General features: G+C 36.6%; 19 protein-coding genes, 2 pseudogenes and 1 riboswitch. Of the genes and pseudogenes, 16 read left to right on the top strand and 5 right to left on the bottom strand.

Annotated features, from left to right (window positions below):
* Positions 1–8 precede the first annotated feature (8 nt).
* The 3 genes and pseudogenes from NST14_RS16035 (at position 9) to NST14_RS16025 (ending at position 1954) form a co-directional block, all read left to right on the top strand.
* Complete coding sequence (locus tag NST14_RS16035; protein WP_001100682.1) at positions 9–548, top strand: hypothetical protein; 540 nt, start codon at positions 9–11, stop codon at positions 546–548.
* Between the two features lie 250 nt (positions 549–798).
* Positions 799–876 (top strand): annotated as a pseudogene (locus tag NST14_RS16030) (DUF1259 domain-containing protein); the annotation flags it as partial.
* A gap of 391 nt (positions 877–1267) precedes the next feature.
* Complete coding sequence (locus tag NST14_RS16025; RefSeq protein WP_048519848.1) at positions 1268–1954, top strand: YwbE family protein; 687 nt, start codon at positions 1268–1270, stop codon at positions 1952–1954.
* A gap of 257 nt (positions 1955–2211) precedes the next feature.
* On the opposite strand, the gene NST14_RS16020 is transcribed toward NST14_RS16025, so the two are convergent.
* A complete protein-coding gene (locus NST14_RS16020; RefSeq protein ID WP_229142802.1) occupies positions 2212–2814 on the bottom strand; it encodes a hypothetical protein in 603 nt (200 codons plus the stop codon).
* A 392-nt stretch (positions 2815–3206) separates the two neighbouring features.
* Between NST14_RS16020 and NST14_RS16015 the strand changes: the two genes are divergently transcribed.
* From NST14_RS16015 to NST14_RS15985, 7 genes and pseudogenes are all read left to right on the top strand, one after another.
* The gene (locus NST14_RS16015) at positions 3207–4685 is read left to right on the top strand and encodes a DHA2 family efflux MFS transporter permease subunit (protein ID WP_000005128.1); all 1479 of its coding nucleotides are present in this window, start codon (positions 3207–3209) and stop codon (positions 4683–4685) included.
* A 446-nt stretch (positions 4686–5131) separates the two neighbouring features.
* A complete protein-coding gene (gene cypD / locus NST14_RS16010) occupies positions 5132–8329 on the top strand; it encodes a bifunctional P-450/NADPH--P450 reductase (RefSeq protein WP_229142801.1) in 3198 nt (1065 codons plus the stop codon).
* A gap of 895 nt (positions 8330–9224) precedes the next feature.
* On the top strand, positions 9225–11180 hold the full coding sequence (locus NST14_RS16005) for a peptidase G2 autoproteolytic cleavage domain-containing protein (protein WP_341118928.1): 1956 nt from the start codon (positions 9225–9227) through the stop codon (positions 11178–11180).
* 483 nt (positions 11181–11663) lie between these two features.
* Positions 11664–12049 (top strand): annotated as a pseudogene (locus NST14_RS16000) (DUF1259 domain-containing protein).
* A gap of 503 nt (positions 12050–12552) precedes the next feature.
* Positions 12553–12972, top strand: a complete 420-nt coding sequence (locus NST14_RS15995) for a MarR family winged helix-turn-helix transcriptional regulator (protein ID WP_001048557.1) — start codon at positions 12553–12555, stop codon at positions 12970–12972.
* 185 nt (positions 12973–13157) lie between these two features.
* The gene (locus tag NST14_RS15990; protein ID WP_000284352.1) at positions 13158–13535 is read left to right on the top strand and encodes a DoxX family protein; all 378 of its coding nucleotides are present in this window, start codon (positions 13158–13160) and stop codon (positions 13533–13535) included.
* A 189-nt stretch (positions 13536–13724) separates the two neighbouring features.
* Positions 13725–14030 carry a monooxygenase gene (locus NST14_RS15985; RefSeq protein ID WP_000323755.1) on the top strand — a complete coding sequence of 102 codons (306 nt, stop codon included), beginning with the start codon at positions 13725–13727 and terminating at the stop codon, positions 14028–14030.
* A 448-nt stretch (positions 14031–14478) separates the two neighbouring features.
* On the opposite strand, the gene NST14_RS15980 is transcribed toward NST14_RS15985, so the two are convergent.
* Entirely contained in the window at positions 14479–14961 is a 483-nt protein-coding gene (locus NST14_RS15980) for a PRK06770 family protein (RefSeq protein ID WP_000758844.1), read from the bottom strand.
* 476 nt (positions 14962–15437) lie between these two features.
* Here NST14_RS15980 and NST14_RS15975 point away from each other — a divergent pair, with 476 nt between their 5' ends.
* Positions 15438–17513, top strand: a complete 2076-nt coding sequence (locus NST14_RS15975; RefSeq protein ID WP_061536548.1) for a serine hydrolase domain-containing protein — start codon at positions 15438–15440, stop codon at positions 17511–17513.
* 153 nt (positions 17514–17666) lie between these two features.
* Here the strand turns inward: NST14_RS15975 and NST14_RS15970 are convergent, their stop codons facing one another.
* Both NST14_RS15970 and NST14_RS15965 read right to left on the bottom strand, forming a co-directional pair.
* Positions 17667–17987, bottom strand: a complete 321-nt coding sequence (locus tag NST14_RS15970; RefSeq protein WP_229142799.1) for a hypothetical protein — start codon at positions 17985–17987, stop codon at positions 17667–17669.
* Positions 17988–18056: 69 nt separating this feature from the next.
* The gene (locus tag NST14_RS15965) at positions 18057–18449 is read right to left on the bottom strand and encodes a VOC family protein (protein ID WP_001145273.1); all 393 of its coding nucleotides are present in this window, start codon (positions 18447–18449) and stop codon (positions 18057–18059) included.
* 111 nt (positions 18450–18560) lie between these two features.
* Between NST14_RS15965 and NST14_RS15960 the strand changes: the two genes are divergently transcribed.
* A complete protein-coding gene (locus NST14_RS15960) occupies positions 18561–20870 on the top strand; it encodes an AAA domain-containing protein (RefSeq protein WP_229142798.1) in 2310 nt (769 codons plus the stop codon).
* Between the two features lie 75 nt (positions 20871–20945).
* Positions 20946–21047, top strand: a riboswitch (SAM riboswitch).
* Positions 21048–21135: 88 nt separating this feature from the next.
* Positions 21136–22341, top strand: coding sequence for a M20 family metallopeptidase (locus NST14_RS15955; RefSeq protein WP_000501353.1), 1206 nt, complete (start codon positions 21136–21138; stop codon positions 22339–22341).
* Between the two features lie 65 nt (positions 22342–22406).
* On the opposite strand, the gene NST14_RS15950 is transcribed toward NST14_RS15955, so the two are convergent.
* The gene (locus NST14_RS15950; protein WP_001178573.1) at positions 22407–22847 is read right to left on the bottom strand and encodes an Lrp/AsnC family transcriptional regulator; all 441 of its coding nucleotides are present in this window, start codon (positions 22845–22847) and stop codon (positions 22407–22409) included.
* A 168-nt stretch (positions 22848–23015) separates the two neighbouring features.
* Between NST14_RS15950 and NST14_RS15945 the strand changes: the two genes are divergently transcribed.
* From NST14_RS15945 to NST14_RS15935, 3 genes are all read left to right on the top strand, one after another.
* On the top strand, positions 23016–23780 hold the full coding sequence (locus NST14_RS15945; RefSeq protein WP_229142797.1) for an SDR family oxidoreductase: 765 nt from the start codon (positions 23016–23018) through the stop codon (positions 23778–23780).
* A gap of 439 nt (positions 23781–24219) precedes the next feature.
* Complete coding sequence (locus NST14_RS15940) at positions 24220–24402, top strand: hypothetical protein (protein ID WP_001037653.1); 183 nt, start codon at positions 24220–24222, stop codon at positions 24400–24402.
* A gap of 243 nt (positions 24403–24645) precedes the next feature.
* Positions 24646–25092, top strand: coding sequence for a hypothetical protein (locus NST14_RS15935; protein ID WP_000577089.1), 447 nt, complete (start codon positions 24646–24648; stop codon positions 25090–25092).
* Positions 25093–25311: the final 219 nt, after the last annotated feature.

Raw genomic sequence — 25311 nt, 5'->3', positions numbered from 1 at the left:
GTGTTGGGGTGAATGTAATTGCGTGGTTGATCGTTGCTTGTGAAATAGGGTTTTGGGTTGTTATAACTTTAGGTCTGCTCACACGATATATCCTTAAGAAAAATAAATTAGGATTGTTTTTCCTAGCTTTAACACCTGTTATTGATTTAATTTTATTAGTTGTTACGGGTGTGGACTTGTATCGTGGTGCGACTGCTACCCAAGTGCATGCAATAGCTGCTGTTTATATTGGAATCTCAATCGCATTCGGTAGGAGTATGATTGAGTGGGCTGATATACGCTTTCAATATTATGTGATGAAACAAGGAGCGAAACCAGTTAAAAGATTTGGCATGGATTATGCAAAACACTACTTTAAAAGCTGGGGACAACATGTGCTTGCTTTTCTAATAGGTGCCGGAATTTTATTTGTCTTAATCTATTTAATTAACGATTCTTCGCGAACAGAAGTGTTGGCTGGCTTTCTAAAAGTATGGACACTTGTGTTGGGTATCGATCTTTTGATTGCCATAAGCAATTTTATTTGGCCGAAAAGGAAAAAAGGGTAACAATTTAATAATATCGCAATTGGGCGCGATTGTTGAGCAAACACAGGTAGAAAAATGATTAAACTTTTTTATGAAAAATGATTCACTAACAACAAAAAAACCAAGCATTTTGACCGAGTTTTTTTCGGAATATTTTGTTTTTATATCAAAAAATCAATTTTTGTAGCATGCTTTTGATCAAACTTTATTACAAACCAACAGCATTTATGGCAAGCTTATGGGTTAATAATTAATCCACGGCGAAGGTATGTTGATTTACGTTAATATTGAAGACGTTGATGATCCACTAAGCTTCGCAAGGAAAGTTAGAAGAGCGTTATGCAATTAACCTATTTATTAAGTTAGATGAGCAATAGGAAAGGATCTTTCGATGGAAAATCCTTTCCTATTATTCGTAAGTAATAGATTATGCTAATTAAAATATCTCGGATTATTAATGCTTTTTCAATGGTTTCACTAAATACTTGAGAAAGCCTCTTTCCATTTTTTGCTTCAAGTTCTTTCATACATAAGATGAAGATTTTTATGAATTAGGTTTACTTGACTAGCAGACGAACGTATTTTTTGCAAGAATCGACATAATAATCTCCATTTTTATCGTAGTATCAGTGCTTAGTAGAAAATAAATATATACGACAAATTTTGACAAAGAAAGGATTGTATTTTTGTTATGCTATGAAAGTTATTGATTTGTAATGTGTATATAGGAGGATTTTTAAATGTCAAAGAAATTGTTATTATTTGCACTTATGAGTTTATGTGTAATTGCTTTAAGTGCTTGTAAAGGTAATGAAGAAAAGTTAAAGGGCGCGCCAAATGAGCAAAAAGTGGATGAAGACAAAAAAGTAGAAGAAGAAAAACGTAAACAAGAAGAGCAACAAAAAGCAGAAGAAGAAAAACGTAAACAAGAAGAGCAACAAAGAGCAGAAGAAGAGAAACGTAAACAAGAAGAGCAGCAAAGAGTAGAAGAAGAAAAACGTAAGCAAGAAGAGCAACAAAAAGCAGAAGAAGAAAAACGTAAACAAGAAGAGCAACAAAAAGCAGAAGAAGAGAAACGTAAACAAGAAGAGCAGCAAAGAGTAGAAGAAGAAAAACGTAAGCAAGAAGAGCAACAAAGAGTCGCTGAAGAAAAACGCAAGCAAGAAGAGAAGAAGGCTCAGCAACAGCAATCTACACAACAGGAGAGAACACAAAAACAAGAAAAACCGACACAAGCAACAGGTGGGAAACCAACAAGATCACAAATTTCAGTTGGTTCACATGTAGTTATTCAATTGGATAATGACTATAGTAAAACTGTAAGTGGCGTTGTGAAAGATATTTTGACACATAGTGAAACACATACATACGGCATTAAAGTTCGCTTACAAGATGGACAAATTGGCCGTGTTCAAAGTGTTAAATAATGAAAAAAAGATTTGACTACTTTTCAAATAAATTAAAAAACCCGGTTCTTTCGTAAAGGAACCGGGTTTTGCATTTTGTTGGTGCTACTACACCTCTATTGATTTATCAGATACAAAATAGATGTTTTTATAATTTGAAAGACGAGGAAACGAACTTGGAGGGAGTATTAGAAGCATGTTTAAGAAGATGAAATCAATGGAGAAAAGGAACTGGTTTTTAAGTCTGGGCTATGGACCTATCCTCTCGTTCTAATCCACTAAAAAAAGAACTTCCCCATACCCATTAGACTACTAAGCATTCCAATTCCATTCATAGTGCCTTTTCCTACTGTAAGTAAGTTTCCAAGCATTCCTGGCTGACCGGAACCTCCGTTATTCCCCCATCCCATGGGACTTATCTGTCCGCCCCATCCTGGAGAGTTTCCGAAAATACTCCAGTTATTGTTACTGAATTTAAAAGCTTTAGCTGGCGGTGAGAGTAAGGCGGCAAGATGACCTTGTGCGAACATCCCTGTATGGTTGAATGGTTGAGCCCAGGGGATGGGAGGTTTTTGATAATTAAAACCTGCATGGCTTGGTAATGGGGTCCAATTAGCAGGATGTCCTTGTGGCATCATCCCTGCATAATGGATTGGCTGACCAAAAGAGAAGGGAGGAGGATCGGGAGTGAAAGTCATATAATTGGCTGGTGAATCCGAACCAATTGGATAGAAGCGACAACTCCAATCCTCACAAATCTTCAAACCACTCATTTCGTCAGCTTTATTTATTTGGGGCTGTGAATATAATGATGACATTGAATTTTGGTTATTATATTGTTCCTCGTTTTCCTTTGAATTCACATACCAATATTGGTGCATAAGCTTATTCCCCTTACTTTAAAAATGTAATGTTAGACTTAGCCTATGTAATATTTCTTTTTATGGATGGTTACATAACTAGATTTCCAAGCCTGTATTTAAAGGAATGGGTGTGTGGGCTGTCAGTAAAAAAACATGGATTAAAGTTTCGCTTTATTTTAGAAGGGTATTTTCATTAGCTCTTTTTGTTTATTTTAGCCTAATGTAATTTCGGTTAACAAACGTGTTTACATATTCATTCAAAATTTTAAGCTGGGTAAGTAGAATTGCTAAAAAGAGAATATCCATTCGAAGAGTTTGGCAAAATACTGCAAGGGTAATAAATTCTCGTGCAAATATGCAAACGAGTTAAATTAATCAATGGAATTGATAATGAAGGGGTAAATCAATCTATGAGTGAAACGTTACATAAAAGAAAACCACCATATGTAATGCTTGTAATCCTTTTTATTGGGGCATTTGTTTCATTTCTAAATAACTCGCTTTTAAATGTGGCCTTGCCATCAATAATGAAGGATTTAGAAATTCAAGATTATTCAACGATCCAGTGGCTTTCTACAGGATATATGCTTGTAAGTGGTATATTAATTCCGGCATCAGCATTTTTAATAACCCGCTTCTCCAATAGGAGTTTATTTATTACATCCATGTTGATTTTTATCCTTGGTACGGCTTTAGCGGCTGTAGCACCGAACTTCGGTTTATTACTTACTGGTCGGATGGTTCAAGCAGCAGGTTCTTCAGTGATGGGACCTTTGTTAATGAATATTATGCTAGTAAGCTTTCCGAGAGAAAAAAGGGGAACAGCAATGGGGATTTTTGGGTTAGTTATGATTACAGCTCCAGCAATTGGACCGACACTATCAGGTTATATTGTAGAGTATTATGACTGGCGTTTGCTTTTTGAAATGATTTTACCGCTAGCAATCATTAGCTTACTGTTAGGGATTTGGAAATCTGAGAATGTCATGAGACAAAACAAAAATGCAAAACTTGATTATCTCTCATTACTATTATCTTCTGTCGGTTTTGGCGGTTTGTTATATGGATTTAGTTCTGCAAGCTCCGATGGTTGGACAAATAAAGTTGTCGTAATAACCTTAATCATAGGCGCTATTGCCCTAATTGCATTCATTATTCGTCAATTAAAAATGAATGAACCGTTATTGGATTTACGTGTTTATAAGTACCCAATGTTTGCACTTGCGTCTGTAATTGCAATTGTTAATGCGGTGGCTATGTTTTCGGGGATGATTTTAACACCGGCTTATGTACAAAATGTCCGTGGTATTTCGCCGCTGAGCTCTGGGCTGATGATGCTTCCAGGTGCCGTAATAATGGGGATTATGTCACCCATTACAGGTAAACTATTTGATAAATATGGCCCTCGTATTCTTGGTATAGTAGGACTTTCCATTACAGCCGTTTCAACTTATATGCTAGCAAACCTACAACTCGACTCTAGTCACACACATATTATTCTTATTTACACACTGCGGATGTTTGGGATGGCGATGGTGATGATGCCACTTATGACAAATGGCCTTAATCAATTGCCAACGCGCTTAAATCCGCACGGTACAGCTGTTAATAATACAGCTCAACAAGTATCCGGTTCAATTGGTACTGCTATTCTTGTTACGATTATGAATTCTGTAACAAAAACAAAAGCTGAAAGTTTAATGGCTCATGTAGATCCAACAACCTTCACAGAAGCTACGAAGGCAATGGTAACGCAGAAGGCTTTGTTATCCGGAATTCAGCATTCATTCTATGTAGCGCTGGGCATGAATGTTGTTGCGCTACTATTAGTTTTTTTCGTTAAACGTGTAGATACAAGCGCGGAAGCTGTCGAGAGGTTAAATCGATAGAGCAAAATAAAAATCGAGATGATGATTTCTACTAAAAGGGGAAAAGAGATGAAAGAAAAAGTGAAATAATTACACAGAATGAAAAAGGATTTGATATGAATATCAAATCCTTTTTCATTAGCAACAGAGTATACTTGCTTATCGTATTTGTTTGAATTGACATGAGAAACTACTGGTTTTCCTAATACTACAATCTTTAGTTCTCAATTTCTAATAAACATTATAATAATACGCCTCATTGTAATATATTATTTTTTCTGCAAGGTATAAATCTAATGTCAATAGACGGTTTAGATTACCAACCTTATAAGTAATATCATAATCGTGAATAGTTATGGAAAAGATAAAATAAGGTAATCAATTACATATCTTTATCCCAGGCGATTCATTGCTATCTTCTTTTTATTGAATGGGATATTTTAGTATTTTTTGAAAGGGTGTTTGTAATGGATAAAAAAGTATCTGCCATTCCTCAGCCGAAAACATATGGACCGCTAGGGAATCTCCCATTAATCGATAAAGATAAACCGACTCTATCGTTTATTAAGCTGGCAGAAGAGTATGGTCCTATTTTTCAAATTCAAACTTTAAGTGATACGATCATTGTCGTTTCTGGACATGAACTGGTAGCGGAAGTTTGTGATGAAACAAGATTTGATAAAAGTATAGAGGGTGCTTTAGCAAAGGTTCGTGCCTTTGCTGGAGACGGACTATTTACAAGCGAGACTGACGAGCCTAACTGGAAAAAAGCTCATAATATTTTGATGCCTACATTCAGTCAACGGGCAATGAAAGATTATCATGCTATGATGGTCGATATTGCTGTACAACTCGTTCAAAAATGGGCAAGACTGAATCCGAATGAAAATGTAGATGTCCCAGGGGATATGACTCGCCTTACATTAGATACAATTGGTCTATGTGGTTTTAATTACCGATTTAATAGCTTTTATCGTGAGACCTCTCATCCTTTTATCACTAGCATGACCCGTGCTCTAGATGAGGCGATGCACCAATTGCAGAGACTGGATATAGAAGACAAACTCATGTGGAGAACGAAACGTCAATTTCAGCATGATATTCAATCTATGTTTTCTTTAGTAGATAATATTATTGCTGAACGTAAAAGTAGTGGAAATCAGGAAGAAAATGATTTACTTTCCCGTATGTTAAATGTGCAGGATCCGGAAACGGGTGAAAAATTAGATGATGAAAATATTCGTTTCCAAATTATTACCTTTTTAATAGCTGGGCATGAAACAACAAGTGGATTATTATCTTTTGCAATCTATTTTTTATTAAAGAATCCGGATAAATTGAAAAAAGCCTATGAAGAAGTAGACCGTGTTTTGACAGATCCCACTCCAACATACCAACAAGTTATGAAGCTTAAGTATATACGGATGATTTTAAATGAATCACTACGTCTATGGCCGACTGCTCCAGCATTCAGTCTCTATGCAAAAGAAGATACAGTAATTGGTGGGAAATATCCAATTAAGAAAGGCGAGGATCGTATTTCTGTCCTTATTCCGCAGCTACATAGGGATAAAGACGCGTGGGGAGACAATGTGGAAGAATTCCAACCTGAACGATTTGAAGAGCTGGATAAGGTTCCTCATCATGCTTATAAACCATTTGGAAATGGTCAGCGAGCATGTATCGGTATGCAGTTTGCACTTCATGAAGCGACACTCGTAATGGGAATGCTTCTTCAACATTTTGAATTCATCGATTATGAAGACTATCAGCTGGACGTAAAACAAACATTAACGCTAAAGCCTGGTGATTTTAAAATTAGGATTGTACCTCGAAATGAAACTATTAGCCATACTACTGTTCTTGCGCCTACAGAGGAGAAACTGAAAAACCATGAAACCAAGCAGCAAGTTCAGAAGACTCCTTCCATTATTGGAGCCGATAATCTTTCACTTCTTGTTCTGTATGGCTCGGATACAGGGGTAGCAGAAGGTATTGCAAGAGAACTAGCAGATACAGCTAGTTTAGAAGGTGTTCAAACGGAAGTGGCAGCTCTTAACGATCGAATTGGAAGTTTGCCGAAAGAAGGAGCGGTTCTTATTGTAACTTCTTCTTATAATGGAAAACCGCCAAGTAATGCAGGGCAGTTTGTGCAGTGGCTGGAGGAATTAAAACCGGATGAGCTAAAAGGTGTTCAATACGCAGTTTTTGGTTGTGGAGATCATAATTGGGCTAGTACTTATCAGCGAATTCCAAGATACATTGATGAGCAAATGGCTCAAAAAGGAGCAACAAGATTTTCTAAACGCGGAGAAGCAGATGCAAGTGGTGATTTCGAGGAACAGCTCGAGCAATGGAAACAAAGTATGTGGTCTGATGCGATGAAGGCATTTGGATTGGAACTTAACAAAAACATGGAGAAAGAACGCAGTACTTTGAGCCTACAATTTGTCAGCCGTCTTGGAGGATCTCCTCTTGCGCGAACATATGAAGCAGTTTATGCATCTATATTAGAAAATCGTGAACTTCAATCATCTAGCAGTGAAAGAAGCACGCGACATATTGAAATATCCTTGCCAGAAGGGGCTACATATAAAGAAGGAGACCACCTTGGGGTACTACCAATTAATAGTGAGAAAAATGTCAACCGAATTTTAAAACGCTTTGGATTAAACGGGAAGGATCAAGTCATATTAAGCGCAAGTGGGCGCAGTGTAAATCACATACCTTTAGACAGTCCTGTTCGTTTATATGACCTTCTTAGTTACAGTGTCGAAGTGCAAGAAGCAGCCACTCGAGCACAAATACGAGAAATGGTGACATTCACAGTATGCCCTCCTCATAAAAAGGAATTGGAATCATTATTGGAAGAGGGAGTTTATCAAGAACAAATATTAAAGAAACGTATTTCAATGTTAGATCTTCTTGAAAAGTATGAGGCTTGTGAAATCCGATTTGAACGCTTTTTAGAACTTCTTCCGGCGCTCAAACCGCGTTACTATTCAATTTCAAGCTCTCCACTCGTTGCCCAGGATCGTCTAAGCATTACGGTTGGTGTTGTAAATGCGCCTGCATGGAGCGGGGAAGGGACATATGAAGGAGTCGCTTCTAATTATTTAGCTCAGCGTCATAATAAAGATGAGATTATCTGTTTCATTCGAACGCCACAATCAAACTTTCAATTACCTGAAAATCCAGAAACACCAATTATTATGGTTGGACCAGGCACTGGAATTGCACCATTCCGTGGATTCTTGCAAGCACGACGTGTTCAAAAGCAAAAAGGTATGAAGGTAGGAGAAGCACATCTATACTTTGGTTGTCGTCACCCTGAAAAGGATTATCTCTATCTTACAGAACTAGAAAATGATGAAAGAGAGGGGTTAATCTCTTTACACACAGCTTTCTCTCGCTTAGAGGGACATCCTAAAACATATGTACAGCATATAATAAAAGAAGATAGAATCCATTTAATTTCGTTATTAGATAATGGGGCCCATCTTTATATATGTGGTGATGGAAGTAAAATGGCTCCTGACGTAGAAGATACCCTTTGTCAAGCCTATCAAGAAATTCATGAAGTTAGTGAACAAGAAGCAAGGAAGTGGTTGGATCGTTTGCAAGATGAAGGGCGATATGGAAAAGATGTTTGGGCTGGTATATGAATGTTTCTTAATTAAATAAGTAATATGTAACGAATGAACTTCTTTCGAATAAGTGAATAACTCATTTATAACAATCCCGTGTTTTTATTCAATACGGGATTTTATTATTTTTAATAAGCTGGACGGATACTGTAGGAAAAGAAAAAATCTCATATGAAACTAAAGCTATATAATCTTAGTTTGATGAGTACGGTGTTAAACACGTCATTTAAAATATAAACCTTTGCGCACTGGTTGAACAGTTTTTAGCACATTGTTAAATCGCTGGGGAATTTATTAAATTAGGTATACTTTCTATAACGTATGAGATGAACTCAGAGTCAGATTTGAATCACGGTGGACGTCACTGAATCACCCGCTTATCTTAACGTGTATTTTGATTCTACTGCCCCTTTTAGTATATAGGGGTATCGCCACATTGCTATCAAGTTAAGGTTTTACAGTACTTCCTAAATGGAAATTTTATTTCTCTATAGTTAGTTATTTTGAGAAATGAGCTCATTTTTTATTTTGGGGGTGTGTACTTTTCTTAAGTTAATGGGCATGGAATACCGTCAGCATTCCGAAAAAATATATGCTAGGAACATGCAAGATTTTATACAGTTTTTCGGATAATCCAGTTACAAACGAGAATCATAAAACTACGTTAGATTAGGAATGTATAAAAAATGAATAGATTCATAGAATAAAAAAGGAGGTTCCTTTGTGAAAGTATCGTTCCTCCTTTTTCCTAGCTACTGATAATGAAATATTACATTAATCTTATATGAATATAATATTTAAGTATTTAAATATCTTATTTTTCATAAAAATGATGGAATGTTTTTTTATTGATTTTATTTTGTTGATTCGGTGCATCTATTAGTTATGATAAAAGTTTTTTTGGAGGTGAATCATGTTAAATAAGAAAAAATGGGAAGGTCTTATATCAGATGATTTTTTGAGTGCAGCTGCATTAGATCCAAATTTGATTGGTCCTACATTACCACCTATCCCTTCTATAACATTTCCAACGGGAACCACTGGGCCAACAGGGAGCACTGGACCAACAGGAACCACTGGGCCAACAGGGAGCACTGGCCCAACAGGAAACACTGGACCGACAGGAAGTACTGGACCAACAGGAAACACCGGACCAACAGGAAGCACCGGCTCAACAGGAAGCACTGGGCCAACAGGAAACACTGGACCGACAGGAAGTACTGGGCCAACAGGAAACACTGGACCGACAGGAAGTACTGGGCCAACAGGAAACACTGGGTCAACAGGAAACACTGGACTGACAGGAAGTACTGGGCCAACAGGAAACACTGGGCCAACAGGAAGCACCGGCTCAACAGGAAGCACTGGCCCAACAGGAAACACCGGATCCACGGGAGACAGCGGCCCAACAGGAAGCACTGGCCCAACAGGAAACACTGGGCCAACAGGAAGCACCGGCCCAACGGGAAACACCGGACCAACCGCAACAATCTGTATTAGAACTGATCCGAATAACGGATGTTCTGTAGCAGAAGGGATAGCCACATTAGCAGAGGGATTTGCCTCTCATGCGGAAGGGGAGAACACAGTAGCAAGTGGAGATGACTCTCATGCGGAAGGAAACTTCACAATAGCATTTGAATTTGCCTCTCATGCGGAAGGAGTATCCTCAATAGCAGGTGGAATTGCCTCTCATGCGGAAGGAGAAAACACAAGAGCAAATGGAAGAAGCTCTCATGCGGAAGGGACAGATGTAGTAGCAGATGGAGAATCCTCTCATGCGGAAGGGACTCTCACAACAGCAAGTGGGAATGCCTCTCATGCGGAAGGGACTCTCACAACAGCAAGTGGGAATGCCTCTCATGCCGAAGGAGAAAATACCATAGCAAGAGGGTTTGCTTCCCATGCCGAAGGAGTTTCCTCAACAGCGGCTGCGTTTTACTCTCATGCGGAAGGAGAAAATACCATAGCAAGAGGGATTGCCTCCCACGCTGAAGGTGTAGAAACAACAGCAGCTGGAACTGCCTCCCATGCAGAGGGATCCCTTACGACAGCACTTGGAATTTCCTCCCATGCAGAGGGAACAGACACAACAGCGCTTGGAATTTCCTCCCATGCAGAGGGAGTAAACACAATAGCAAATGCAAATTACTCCCATGCGGAAGGGCTAAATACCGTAGTAAATTCAATTCATCTAGGTTCTCATATTATGGGGCAAAATGGAGTCACCAGATTCCCATTTTCTTGGCATTTAGCAAATGGTCTTGCTGTTGGACCATCCTTAAATTCCGCTGTAATTGAAGGGCTAACAGGAAATCTTTATCTCGACGGTACTGTATTCTTTTCTGCTGCTGCGGATTATGCAGAAATGTTTGAGACGGTTGATAAAAATCCAATCGATGTCGGATACTTTGTAACTTTAGACGGGGACAAAATACGAAAAGCAAACGCAAATGATAATTATATCCTAGGAGTAGTAAGTGCGAATCCAGCAATGATTGCAGATGCAAGTGATTTACGTTGGCATAATCTTTTCGTAACAGACGAATGGGGAAGAACTCAATATCATGAAGTTGTTGTGCCAGAAATAAAAGATGACAAAGGAAGAGTGATTCACCCTTCCTTTACAAAAAGTGAACCTATATTAAATCCTGAGTGGGACTCTTCACAAGAGTATATCCCACGTCTACAAAGACCTGAATGGGTTCCAGTTGGTCTTGTTGGTAAACTTCTGGTTCGAGATGATGGTACCTGTCAAGTAGATGGTTATTGTAAGTCCAATGATGAGGGAATTGCTACAACATCAACTAAAGGATATCGTGTTATGAAACGTACAGGACCAAATCAAATTATGATTCTAGTTCGCTAAAAGACAAACCACCATTAAACTTTTGGCTATGAGAAAGCCTCTAGTATACATTTTACTATTGAAACAAGAGATTTTAATAACGTTAGGATTGTTTCATACAAAACAATGTAATTTGTGTTAAATTGTCAGAAAAATAATCAAAATTTAAAGTGTAAAAAAGAAGCAACAAAGCAAATAACTGAAGTGAACCCGAATAGTGGTGTATGAAAAAAAACTTGATTGAATTCGCATGCTAAGTATGCAAAGTTAATCAAGTTTTTTCATTTGAAAATAAGAGTTCATTATTTAGAAGAAGTAAGGTGGAAGATGATTGAAATGCAAAAGGATGGTTATTCAAATCATACCATTAAACTCCATTAATATAATTAGGTTAACAGGTTTCATTAGATTGTTATTTTCTTCTTGTAACTGAAAAGATTTATTGCTGTTTCAAATGTATGTATTCATTCATAACCTTACAGTAAAAGGGGGATGATTGAAAGTATGGTGTTTAATGAGGAACCAATTTCTCAACAGCTTGCCAGAATTATCAGTGGCCAAGAAGGATTCGTTGGTGGAAAATGCGTGGCAACAATAAATCAGCATAAAATAAAGGCAACTATCTTAGGAAAACGTTTTAGAATAACAAATTCCTCCTCATTTAAATCAAGAGATAATAACACTGGAAGGGCATTATGTCTAGGACGGGTAGCGCTCTTACAAAAAAAGTCAACGGATTTATTGCTACAATTCTTAAACAAGGAATAATTGTTTCGTCTATACACCATGAGTGGTTATGTGATGATTTGAATTTAATTTACGTTAATATCAAAGACATTGATGATTCACTAATTTTTGCAGGAAACGTTAGAAGGGCGTTATGCACGTAATCAAATTCTTTAGATAAATGAGTGATTATGTTAAATAGAAGATTTAAGCGTGTTGAATAGTATATTTTGAAAATAGATTTAAGTGAATGATTTTATAAAAAAGAAGGCGTTCCATATTTGGAATGTCTTTTCTTGATGTTTTAGTTGCTAATGTAGGTGATTAATTAATTATATGTTTCTTATCTTGTGGCAATAAGAACTGGGTGAGATATCCTTAGAGGTGTTTGGGTTGTCTGTAAGTTTCATATTTTATCAAATGTTATTAGAGCATTACAAAACGACAAGTGAGAAATCGTCAGAGGAATATATCAAATTATTCATTTCTTCTATAATGTATAGAGGTGGTTTTGACATAAAAAAATAATAGGTAATTCATTTGACAATTAAAATGACCTACTATAATATATATGCCATAGCATATAATTAATAAAATGAATACATTCACTGTGAATAATTGACTGGTATGCTATACTCTTTTATATATTAATTTATAGAGGTGATATATGAACTTACATGATTTAATAGGCTATCTTGTTCATCGTACTGATGTGAAAATGACGAATTATTTTACGAAGAAATTAAAGCCTTTTGGAGTTACGCCAGAGCAGTGGGGGATTATTAGTGTTCTTTGTAGCCAAAGAGCCACTACTCAAAAAGAGTTAGCAGAAGCGATTGATAAAGATCAAACTACTGTCGTAAGAATGATACAGTCAATGGTGAGAAAAGGGATTGTAAAGAAGGATTTGAATGAGCAAGATCGACGTTCACACAACCTGTTTTTAACTGAAAAAGGTGACGAGTTAAAGAAAACAATCTTGCCTGTAGTGACAGACGCTCACCATTTCGTTACGAGTAATTTGAGCGAAGAAGAGATTAAAGTATTACAATCATTATTAAACAAATTGTATGATACACGCTATTAATACTTGTTCCTTATTGATGCTATTCATAAGGAACAAACTTTATTTTATGTATTGTATATGCTATAGCATATAATTTTGTTTTAAGGAATGTTGGAGATATCTTTATTTTGTATGAGATTCGATTCAGGATCACGTTTTTCCTAGTACCAGTCAAAATTTTGTATTGTATATGCTATAGCATGTAAATGTATCAAATAAATAAGAAAGATGTGATTGCTATTTTAATATTAATCAATGTAGTAAAAGTTGTATTATTTCTGTTCTTTTTAATGACAGGTACGAAAATTATTTCTGGGAAAATGGCAGACGAGTTCAAGCGATTTGGTTTACCTTCGTTTTTTAATTTCTTAACTGGAGCTTTTGAGATTGTAGGAGCGATTGGAATGTTAATAGGAATTTGGATTCCAACAGTAGCTTTATTAGCAGGATTGTTGTTAGGGGGTACGATGCTGGCAGCTGCATTAACTCTAATTGTACTAGCGAGAGATCCCTTTAAGAAAGCAATACCTGCGCTTGTTTTGTTTGTTCTTAGTTTAGGGATAAGTTTGTATCATATTTTTTAAACATAACTTAAAACTGTTTGCGTTCAAATTGCTACCGTTTTGTGGGTATTTTATAAATAGTATGATTTTCAAATTAGTGGTGGAATAATAGCAATACGAATGTAAACAGTATCATCGTTAGAATCAAAAAAATTATAATTAGTAAAAGAAATGGTAAGAATTTTATATTAAAAATAGGAGTGAGTAAAGATGGCATATTTATTACAAGTTGATTTTCCGTTTGAAGGTCCTTTTGGTGAAGAAATGGAAAAAGGATTTTGGGATTTAGCAAAAAGTATTAACGAAGAAGAAGGATTCCACTGGAAAATATGGACAGAGAATGAAGAAACAAAAGAAGCTGGAGGTATCTATGTATTTGAAGAAAAACAAGATGCTGAAAAATACGCTGAAATGCACAAGAACAGACTTGAAGCAGCTGGTGTAAAAGATATTAGAGTAAGAATTTTTAACATCAATGAAAAGTTAACGGAACTGAATCGTGGGTATACGAAATAATTCCGGCAGTCGGAGCAAGCGTAAAAGGAGGGGGATAATCCCCTTCTTTTTTTTATTCTTACATTGATGGTGAGGAACTCGTACAAAAAAATCCCTATATAAATAGGGATTTGTGTATCGGTATATTGTTCCTTGGAAAAGGTTGTATGAAGTCTAATATATGAGAATTCTTACATTTGTGAAAGTGTCGTTGTGAAAATTGGACTGAAATAATTATTTATAAAAGAGTAAGACCCTTACTGGGAGGTAAGGGTCACAGGAAATGCAAATTTATTTGTAATTTGCTAAGTTGATTATAACACGTACGCTTGTCTATACATGTTACAAAAATGTGAACATATCTGTTGATTAGTAACTAAAGATAACGAAGATTGGATGAATTAAGCTGTTTTTAAAGGGTTATAACAGAGAAAATGTGAGAAAAGACCTGATAACAGGTCCGTTTTTGTTATTGTTTTTCAGACTTCGCTTGTTCTAGAATGTATGCTTCTTCTTGTTCCGGTGTCGCTAATTCGTATGCTTTACCAGTGCTGTTATTGTCCCATTCCCATAATAAATTATGCTCCTCAACCGATTGAGAGAAATCGCCTTCATACCAACGAACCAAAATCTTGAGGTACTGTTCTTTATGTTGTAAGGTTCCACTATTACTTTCATCAATTACTCGACGTACTGTTTCGATGTTTTCTGGAGTCATTTTAATAAATCCTTGTTTTTCGTGAGATAAGACTTTTTGATGAGTCATTTTGTGCATTGCATTGATTATATGACGATCAGAATTGAGGTCAAGTATTACATCTTCCCCTTTAATTCTTTCAGTCTGCTTTTCCTTAACGTCTGAACCTGCATATGTACCGACTTTGTAACCAGTAAAAATACCAACTGCTATAGCAATAACTAAGCTTGATGTGATTTTAATCCACTTTTTCAAAATTTGTCCCCCTTTTATTGAAGTGTACCATAAAAGAAGAGCTATATACTTCCATCTGTCTGTATGATTTACATAAAGCAGCATTATCAGTAATCAATGATGCATAACGTGCGATTATATAAGCATTTATTATCCTGAAGATTTTAAAATAAAACCTATCTAATTATAGAAGTGATTTGAACGTAAGGAAATTGTAAGAAATGCATAAGAAAAAAGAAATTTTTATTGTGTAGGATACAAATATAGGGAAGCACAAAAGAGGGAGGATAAATAGGATTTATTTATACGAAAACCAAACTAGTAATAAGCGCATTCTAAATAAAAAATCATTTATGGTACTAACGTACATGTGAAAAAGAGAGGTTTTACCGTTTGTTACGACAGTATGGATAAAACCAGAATAGTAGTTTATGTGATGTTTGTAATTGAACAAATAAAAGATAAAATTGATCATTTATCTAAGGGGGCATTTTTTTATGGAAAATAAATTATCTGGGGTGTTAGCCGCTACTTTGGCTCTAACGATGAGCTTACCAACAGGAGCAATAGCGTCTTCTAGCAGTAAGACTTCGGTTGTATCTAGCCAAGAAGTTGCTAGCAAAGATTTGGAGAAGATTGCTGCAGAGAATGCTGCACTGCTCACGAAGTCCTATGAGACGACTAGCGTACAGTATGCGCTGATTGATAATGGTAAACTTATTTTGTCGGGGCAGACAGGTAAGAACGACATAGAAGGGAAAGAACCACTAACTAAAGATACTCTATACGGAATTGGTTCAACCAGTAAGGTATATACGGCTGCGGCTGTTATGAAACTAGTAGACGAAGGAAAAGTTGATTTGGATGCTCCTGTTGCCCGCTATATTCCTGATTTCAAAATGAAAGATAAACGATATAAGCATATTACACCGCGTATGCTGTTGAATCACTCCTCGGGTTTGCAAGGTTCGACGTTCAATAATTCATTTTTATTTAAAGATAATGATACTTATGCCCATGATATCTTGTTGCAACAATTGTCCAACCAAAACTTGAAGGCAGATCCTGGCGCGTTCTCAGTGTATTGTAATGACGGTTTTACGCTGGCTGAGATCTTGGTAGAAAGAATCAGCGGTATGAATTTTACTGAATTTCTACATCAAAAGTTTACAGAGCCATTAAAACTGAATCATACGATAACATCGCAAGACAAATGGGAAGACGAAAAGCGGGCTGGACTGTATTCTCCGAAATACCAGGGACAGCTTCCTAGTGAAATGGTAAATGTGATTGGTACGGGAGGAATCTCTTCTACTGCAGAAGATGTGGTGCGATTCTCACAAATATTTATGGGACAGGGAAAAGAAATTCTCTCTAATAAAGCAGTCAAGGCGATGGAACAAGAAGAGTATAAAAAAGGAATGTGGCCGGGAGATAGCGAAAATGTGGTCAACTATGGTCTTGGCTGGGATAGTGTGAAACTATACCCATTTAGTGAATATGGGATAAAAGCGTTGACTAAGGGTGGGGATACGATACTGCAACATGCTACATTGGTCGTGCTTCCAGAACAAAAGATGGCAGCAGCTGTATTGTCCTCCGGCGGCAGCAGCATGACAAATCAACTGTTGGCAAACAAATTACTGCTAGCTAGGCTTAAAGAGAAAGGGACAATTAAGGATATAAAACCAGACAAATCCTTTGGCAAGCCAGTCAAGGCTAAAGTGCCCCAAGACGTGGTAAAAAAAGCAGGATTTTATGGAAATAGCTACAGCAATTTCAAAATAGAAATTACGAAGAAGGGAGAACTGTTTTTACCAACTAAACCGGAAGAAAAATATGTATATACGGCGGATGGAAGCTTTATAAATGAGAAGGGTACTTCCAAGCTTAACTTTGTCACTGAGAAGAATGGAAAAGTTTATTTGAGAGAGAGCACATATGAATTATCACCGGGATTGGGGCAAAGTGTGCTGACTCACTATTTAGCCCAGAAATTAGAAAACAATGTGTTACCGAAGAAAACAGCTGCTACATGGGCGAAGCGTGAGGGTGGCAAGTTCTACCTCGTTAACGAAAAATTTAATTCTATGAACTATCTAGGACAACTAATGCCTCTTAACACAAAAATTACGATTAAGGATGGGTATTGGGACGGCAAAAAAATTACAGGTCCGAATACGGCGACACATCAAATTCAAATTCCTGTGATGAATGGGCGGGATACAAAGGAAGCTCATTTCTATACAGAGGATGGTACTGAATATATGGAGATGGCCAGCTTTTTATACGTCAGTGAATCTAACGTAAAATCCCTTGATACAGGTCAATTATCGAAAGTTACGCTGCAAAAAAATGGGCATGCGAAATGGTTTACGATTCCGCAAGAGGCAGCAGGGAAAACGATGACTGTGGAGTTGCCATCAGGAAGTTCATTCGCGGTGTATGATGAGAATGGAGTATGCGTCAATTTTACTGTTGTTAGTGACAATAACAAAGTAAAACTACCAGAGAACGGAACCGTTGTATTTGCTGGCGCACCGAACTCAGAATTTACAGTCGCATTGAACTAGTTACAACTCGGGATAGACTTTAATAAAACAGTATTACTTCGAAAAGATATTTTATTTGTATCTTAAGTATTCCCTTAAATGATATTACATTTAAACTCTTAGCTTGATAGCAATGTGGCGCTACCCATTAAAAAAGAAATAGGAGTGGATATCCTATTTCTTTTTATTAATATAATAAAATGTAACGACTAAATCCAAAGTAATGATAATAATTAGAAGTAACAAGTGCATAAGTGCATCAGTTTTTCCGTTTAGTAAAGACTTTACAAAGAAATCCCATTCTGTTTCATAGGGAGGTTCTACCCAATTTCGTTGCAGTCCTAACATCATTCCATTTATGAAATAGACAATGCTTAATAGAATCCTTCCAACAAATAAAGCAGCTACTTTTATATTCCACTTCTTTATCAGTATTATATAAAGAAGTGGAAATAGTATAAGTATCCAAAAAACGATAATAAAAACTGTATTCATCAGTTTCTACTCCTTATGTGGATCATAAAGTTATAATCCCGTTAATTGTGGGCTGACTAAAGCTTCGTTTTATCTCTCCGTCTCAAAAAACTCAATCCATTCCCCATCAGGACCCGCGAAGAATATGTAACGTGTTCCATCTGGTAATGTTTCGATTTCTTCTCCTAGTAAGAAGGTTACTGCATGTTTCTTTAGTCTTTCAATTTCATCCTCTAATGAATCCACTTTAAAGCAAATGTGATGTACTTTTCCTTCTGCCGGAAGGGAAGAGTTGTAGCCTTCAATTAATTCGAGTATCGTTTCTTTTGATTCTTCCACACCTAAAAAAGCGAGTTTTAAGTCTGGATTCGGGTGTCCCATTCTCTTAATGAGTTGTAAGCCAACTACTTCTTCATAAAATGCGATAGATGTTTCTAGGTTTGCAACCATAAGTCCAACGTGTTCGATTCTTCTAACTGGCATGTAGATTCCTTCTTTCTGAAAATTATATACAATATGTTATTGAAAATTAAGAAAATAAGCAAGATAAAAACCTTACAAATTTTAGCGTGTTATATGGTATAGTGAGAAAGTATGTTTGGGGAGAAGGAAGGAGATTATACGATGAATACACCTACTCAAACTCCTTCATTATCGGAAACGATGAAAGAGTGGCATTATGCATTAGCGTATGAAATTAAACATTGGAAAACGATAGGTGGTAGTAAAATTTCTATCATGAATGGTCGTTTTTTATATACAGATTATGAAAGTACAGTATACGTATTTCAGCTTATTTCGGAAGTAAGCTTACCTGAAGGTTCACCGATTCGAATTGAGTTCGATGGTGAGGAAGCGACAGGGGAAGTATTATCTGTACATGGATTAGAAATAGAACTGAAATTAAATGATTATATACAAGGTGAAATACGAGAAGCTGTTTTATACAGTGAACCGTGGCAGCTTTTAGAGCAACTGCAAGAGAGGTTGAAGGAAGCGCGTAAAGATAAGCTGAAACGTAATCGTATAAAGCGTCTTGTTGATGGGACGAGTAGTCCGAAACATATTGAGAAGATGAAAAATCCGAAAAATGAATTGGCGTATCGCTCGTTTTATAATCCGACAACGTACGTATGGGGACCACCTGGAACAGGGAAGTCTTACAATTTATCACGTATTATTTCGGCTCATTATCAAAAAGGAAAGTCGGTACTTGTGTTAGCTCATAGTAATGCAGCAGTGGACGTATTAATGAGTGAAGTAACAAAGCAAATTGAAAAGAAAAAGAAATGGACGCCTGGTGAAATTGTTCGTTACGGTTATAGTCAGCATGAACATATACGAAATCATGAAACGTTACTTGCGTCGAAGTTAGTTGAAACGACGAACGGATCTTGGGGAGAAGAAAGACTCTATTTAGAAGAGACACGACAAGAGCTTCGTGAAAAGATTTTATCGTATAAAGCAACATCTGCTGATAAGAAGCGTATACAAGAGATAGAAAGTGATCTTCGAAAGCAAAAGGCAAAAATTAAAGAAGTAGAAAAAGAATATATTGAAAATGCGAAAGTAATCGGCGCAACTTTATCGAAATGTGCTATTGATTCACTTATTTATGAGCGTACATTTGATTTAGTTGTCGTAGATGAAGTAAGTATGGCGTTTGTTCCGCAAATTGCATTAGCTGCTTCACTTGGAAAACGTATCGTCGTTTGTGGTGACTTTTTACAGTTACCTCCAATTTCGATGGCAAACCATGAACTCGTTCGCAAATGGCTTGGCGAAGATATGTTTTACCATGCCGGGATTGTGGAGTCTGTTAATAAATCAGAAGCACATCCGAACCTGTTTATGTTGCAGGAACAAAGACGTATGCATGCGGATATATCTAAGTTTACAAACTCATTTATTTATAAAAATAGAGTATACGACCATCCGTCTGTTTCAGAACGTAAAGAACTTGCGCAATTGCAGCCGTTCGCAAATGAAGCAAGTGTTTTATTTGATACGAGCCAAATGGGAGCTTTTTCGTTAAAAGACGCTGCTTCAGGATCTCGTTTTAACATTATGTCTGGTTTAGTAGCAATGCAAATGATGTTAATTGGACTGTTAGATGGTGTGCAATCCATTGGTGTTGTGACGCCTTACAGGGCGCAGTCTCGCTTTTTATCAACGTGTATTAGAGAAATGTTACAGAGAACGAAATACCAAAACATACCTGTTTTAGCAGCGACAGTTCATAAGTTCCAAGGATCTGAAAGAGATATGATGATTTTTGATACAGTAGATAGTTATCCGCAAGAACGACCTGGCGTATTATTCTTTGACCATAAAAACCATCGCCTCGTCAATGTAGCAGTGACAAGAGCGAGAGGGAAGTTTATTCAATTATCAGATTGCCATTATATGCGTAAAAATCTTTCGAGAAAACAAGCGTTGTCACAATTAACAGCTCATATAGAACGTCACGGAGATGTGTATGATCGCACGACATCAAGACAATTGTGGGAACGAAAAATATCGAAACGATTACGTTGGTTTATGGAAATGAATCTTGAGGAAACGAAAGGGCTATTAAAAGATATTTTAGCAGCAAAACGAAAAATTATTATTTCGCTTCCAAGTACAAAACAAGTGGATAAGCGAGTATGGCAAGCGTTAATGCGTACAAATGCACAGATAACAGTGTATAGTGACGGACCAGTTCCACTGAAAAATGTAAAGTTACAAAGACAAAATAAAGCTTTCCCGTTTATCGTAATTGATGATGAAATCTTCTGGGCAGGCGCACCGCTCACATCTCAAATGATATTTGAAGGGAGTACGGAATTTCCGTACGTATGTGCAAGACTGCAAGCACCTGAGACAATTGGTGTATTAAAAGGATTTTTAGATATTCGGTAAATTCGGATAGGAATTTCTTGACTTTTATTTGGAATGAACTTAGAATGAATATAATTTAATATAATTTTATGAAAATTCTTATCACGAGAGGTGGAGGGACTGGCCCTATGATACCTCGGCAGCGGATTCGTTATGAATACTGTGCCAATTCCAGCAAGGTAACTTGAAAGATAAGAAAGAAGCTCAGTTTGACTGTATATACAGAAGCCTCTTTCTATCTTTTAGAAAGAGGCTTTTTTACGTGAAAATAAAAGGAGGAAGAAAAATGGGAGCGACAGGAGTAGCGTCACAAAGAAAAACAATTGAAGAGAGTATCGAAAGAAATAAGGAAAAGTACATAGAAACAAGTCATGATATTCATGCGAATCCGGAGATCGGTAACCAAGAGTTTTATGCATCTAGAACGTTAAGTTTATTACTAGGTAGTGCAGGATTTCAGTTGCAGCACAATATAGCTGGACATGAAACGGGATTTATTGCGCGAAAAAGTTCAGGAAAACAAGGACCAGCAATCGCATTTTTAGCGGAGTATGACGCTTTACCAGGACTTGGCCATGCGTGTGGTCACAATTTAATCGGCACCATTAGCGTTGCAGCAGCAATCGCGTTATCAGAAACGCTTGAAGAAATTGGCGGGGAAGTTGTCGTTTTCGGAACACCAGCTGAAGAAGGAGGACCGAACGGTAGCGCAAAATCGAGTTATGTAAAGGCAGGCTTATTTAAAAATATTGATGCGGCGCTTATGATTCATCCGAGCGGAAAGACAGCAACAACGAGTCCTTCACTAGCAGTCGATCCACTTGATTTTCATTTTTACGGAAAAACAGCTCATGCTGCAGCTTCACCTGAAGAAGGAATTAACGCATTAGATGCGGTGATTCAGCTGTACAACAGTATTAACGCACTTCGCCAACAACTTCCGTCAGACGTGAAAATTCATGGCGTTATTACAGAAGGCGGAAAAGCACCTAACATTATTCCCGACTACGCCGCAGCAAGATTCTTCATCCGTGCAGCAACGAGAAAAAGATGTGCGGAAGTAACAGAAAAAGTAAAAAATATCGCACAAGGGGCAGCACTAGCAACAGGCACAAAAGTAAAAATCCATCAATTCCAAAATGAAATCGATGAACTACTCGTAACAAAAACATATAACGACATCGTAGCTGAAGAACTAGAGTTACTAGGTGAAGATGTAAACCGTAAAGAAAGACTTGGTATTGGTTCAACCGATGCAGGAAACGTTAGCCAAGTCGTACCGACAATCCACCCGTACATTAAAATTGGTCCGGATGATTTAATTGCACATACGAATGAATTTAGAGAAGCGGCACGTTCAGAATTAGGGGATAAAGCATTAATTACATCCGCAAAAGCATTAGCAAATACAGCGTATCGATTAATTACGGAAGAAGGGTTGTTAGAGAAGGTGAAGGAGGAGTTTAGAGAGGCGCAGAGAAATCAGGGATAGGTGATTGAAAGGAGTGGATGATCCACTCCTTTTTCTTTTTTGGAAAGCTGGTGCCTATCACTTTATTAGAACGACAATTTCTCCTCAAACTCACTCTTTAAAACAATTAAAGGAGACGATAAGCCGAATTGCATTAAAGAGTCTAAAAATGCAGCGAGAGAATCCATCGAATCGCTCATGACCTTCATCATATAATTAAATTCCCCGCTAATTCGATATAAATCAGTTACTTCAGGAGCGGCATTACAATATTGGATAAAATCAGAGCATTGGCTCGTTTTAAACATGATGAATGCTTGAATGTTTTTATTAATTTTAGAAGGCTCAAATTTCGTTCGGTAAGCCGCTATAACGCCTTGATCTTCAAGTTTATTCATACGCTCCTTTACAGCTGGTTGTGTCATGGATATGATCCGTCCTATTTCTGAAACGGAAATTCTTGCATTTTCATACAACAAGTTCATTATTTTATGGTCGATTTCATCTAGTTTTACTGCATTTTGCATTGTGTAGCCTCCTTATTTTATTTTTTAAAGTGAATCACAAACTATAACTATAATATCATAAGTGAACGAACTAAATTACCTATAAATATATATTTAAAATAATTGGTTTTTACATAAAAATATAAGTATAGGTTTTTATCAAACGTAAATTTAGGAAGGATGGAAAAAATGAAGAATCTTGATGGGAAAGTAGCGTTAGTAACAGGAGCGAGTCGAGGAATTGGTCGCGCGATTGCGATGAGATTGGCAAACGACGGTGCATTAGTTGCGATTCACTACGGACGAAATAAGTCAGCTGCAGATGAAACAATTTGTGAGATTGAATCTAATGGAGGAAAGGTGTTCTTAATTGAAGCAGATCTCAAATCAATTGATGGTGTCAAAAAGCTAGTAGAACAATTAAAGAGTGAATTACAAATAAGAGTTGGTACATCAGAGATTGATATTTTAGTAAACAATGCAGGGATAGGTACACAAGGGACGATTGAAAATACGACAGAAGAAGTTTTTGATGAAATTATGGCCGTAAATATGAAAGCACCATTCTTTTTAATTCAGCAAACATTACCGTTACTACGAGCAGAGGGGCGCATTATTAACATTTCATCAGCTGAAGTACGACTTGGTTTTACAGGGTCCATTGCATACGGCTTAAGTAAAGGTGCTTTAAATACGATGACACTGCCTCTAGCTAAACATCTTGGAGAAAGAGGTATAACAGTGAATACAATTATGCCTGGATATACGAAGACAGATATCAATGCAAAATTGCTAGATGATCCGGAAATACGAAATTTTGCTACGAATTCATCTGTGTTCGGACGAATTGGGCAAGTTGAAGATATTGCAGATGCAGTAGCATTTCTTGCTTCTTCTGATAGCCGCTGGGTAACGGGGCAGAATATAGATGTTTCTGGTGGGTTTTGTTTGTAGGGGCACTACTCCATACCTATTAAGCTAACCAAGTAAATTACTAGATATGAGACGACCCTCGTTTCATATCTGGTGATGTATAGAAAGGTAGGGATGCTAAAGAAGCCTATTCAATTGATACTTTTGTTTTATAATCAAAAGAATACCTCCAGTATTTTGAAAAACCTCCACGTTAAGATTATGAACGATTTTATACAGTTTTTTGACTGATTCAGTAACAAACAAGGAACCTAAAACTGCACTATAATAGGGATGTATAAAAATTATATAGGTAGATAGAACACAAAAGGAGCTTCCCTTGTTAGAGTAGGGTTCCTCATTTTTCCTTGCTAACAATAATGAGACATTATGTTGACTTAACATGAATACCATATACACTCAAAATCACGCGAGATATCGTTTAATTATAATGTTAAAATGAAAGAGGAGGTGTAAGATAATGAATAAGCTTTTAGGTTTCTTGTTTGTTGCGGTTGGTATGTGCTTTTTCATGTTAACTTTGACAATGAACATTCAGAATGTTACATGGGCTGTAATGTTAGGAGTGAGCATTGTATCTAATATAGCGGGTACAACCTTATTGTTCAGATACATTAATGAGTATAAGAAACAAGCAATTTAATTGTTTTTATAGTGTTGAAAAAAGCAAACTCCTCTCTGTTCGGGGAAGAGTTTGCTTTAATATTAAAAATTAGTTTCCTATAACGAATTTTACGTCAATTAACATCTTTTGCGTGGGACTATTTATTTTTTACAGTAGTAAATATTACATTTTACTTTTAGTAACTATCTTAGCGTATAAAATCCGCGTTTTGCCACCAGTCCCCTAAGTAGTTGAATAATCACTTTTTAGAGGTGTTGTATTATGATTTTTAACTGGAAACCAAGTTGGTATGAATTAGATCAAACTATAGTTGTAGGTAACACTGATTATTTTTATCTTGTTAAAGATAAAAAATCATTTGCAAATAATTTAATTAACAATGAGGACATTGAAGTGCGTGGAGAGGTATTAAAGATAACGCATTCTGAATTAGGAGAATTGTTAGGGATATATACAATTGGGTTAAGCTATAAGTTCTTTTTAAAAGATGGTAAATATATAGCAGTAGACGCTGAACAGGATATTGGTCAAATTGAGTATCCCATTGATTATAAAATAAATGATTGGAATTTTAATGTTGAAATAAATATTCTCGAAGTGACTGGTTTTTCATCACAACAGAGGCATGAGAGTTTATTAAAAAACGAAAGATTAAGGGTAGCAAAGGAAAGAATAGAAAGATATAAACGATTATTAAATATTGAATAAGATGTCTTAAAGTCGGTTTCCTAATTTAGAAATCGGCTTTTGGGGATTTTTTTATAACAAACGGTGTCATAACTTAATGTTACTAATATTTTGCTTAGCGTGGTTTTTTCAAAAATACTGGCGATACCCTATACCCATCAACTTAAGAATTTTCACTACCCTTAAGTGTAAAAAAACGTTATTCTTTCTAAAAAAGCTAGACTAGAAAGGATGACATTT

Origin of the sequence: Bacillus sp. FSL W8-0519 (genome assembly GCF_038005585.1) — a bacterium.
In the GTDB taxonomy this organism is placed as follows: Bacteria; Bacillota; Bacilli; order Bacillales; family Bacillaceae_G; genus Bacillus_A; species Bacillus_A paranthracis.
Note: the sequence above shows the minus strand (reverse complement) of the source record. Positions and strands in the feature narration are given on the sequence as shown.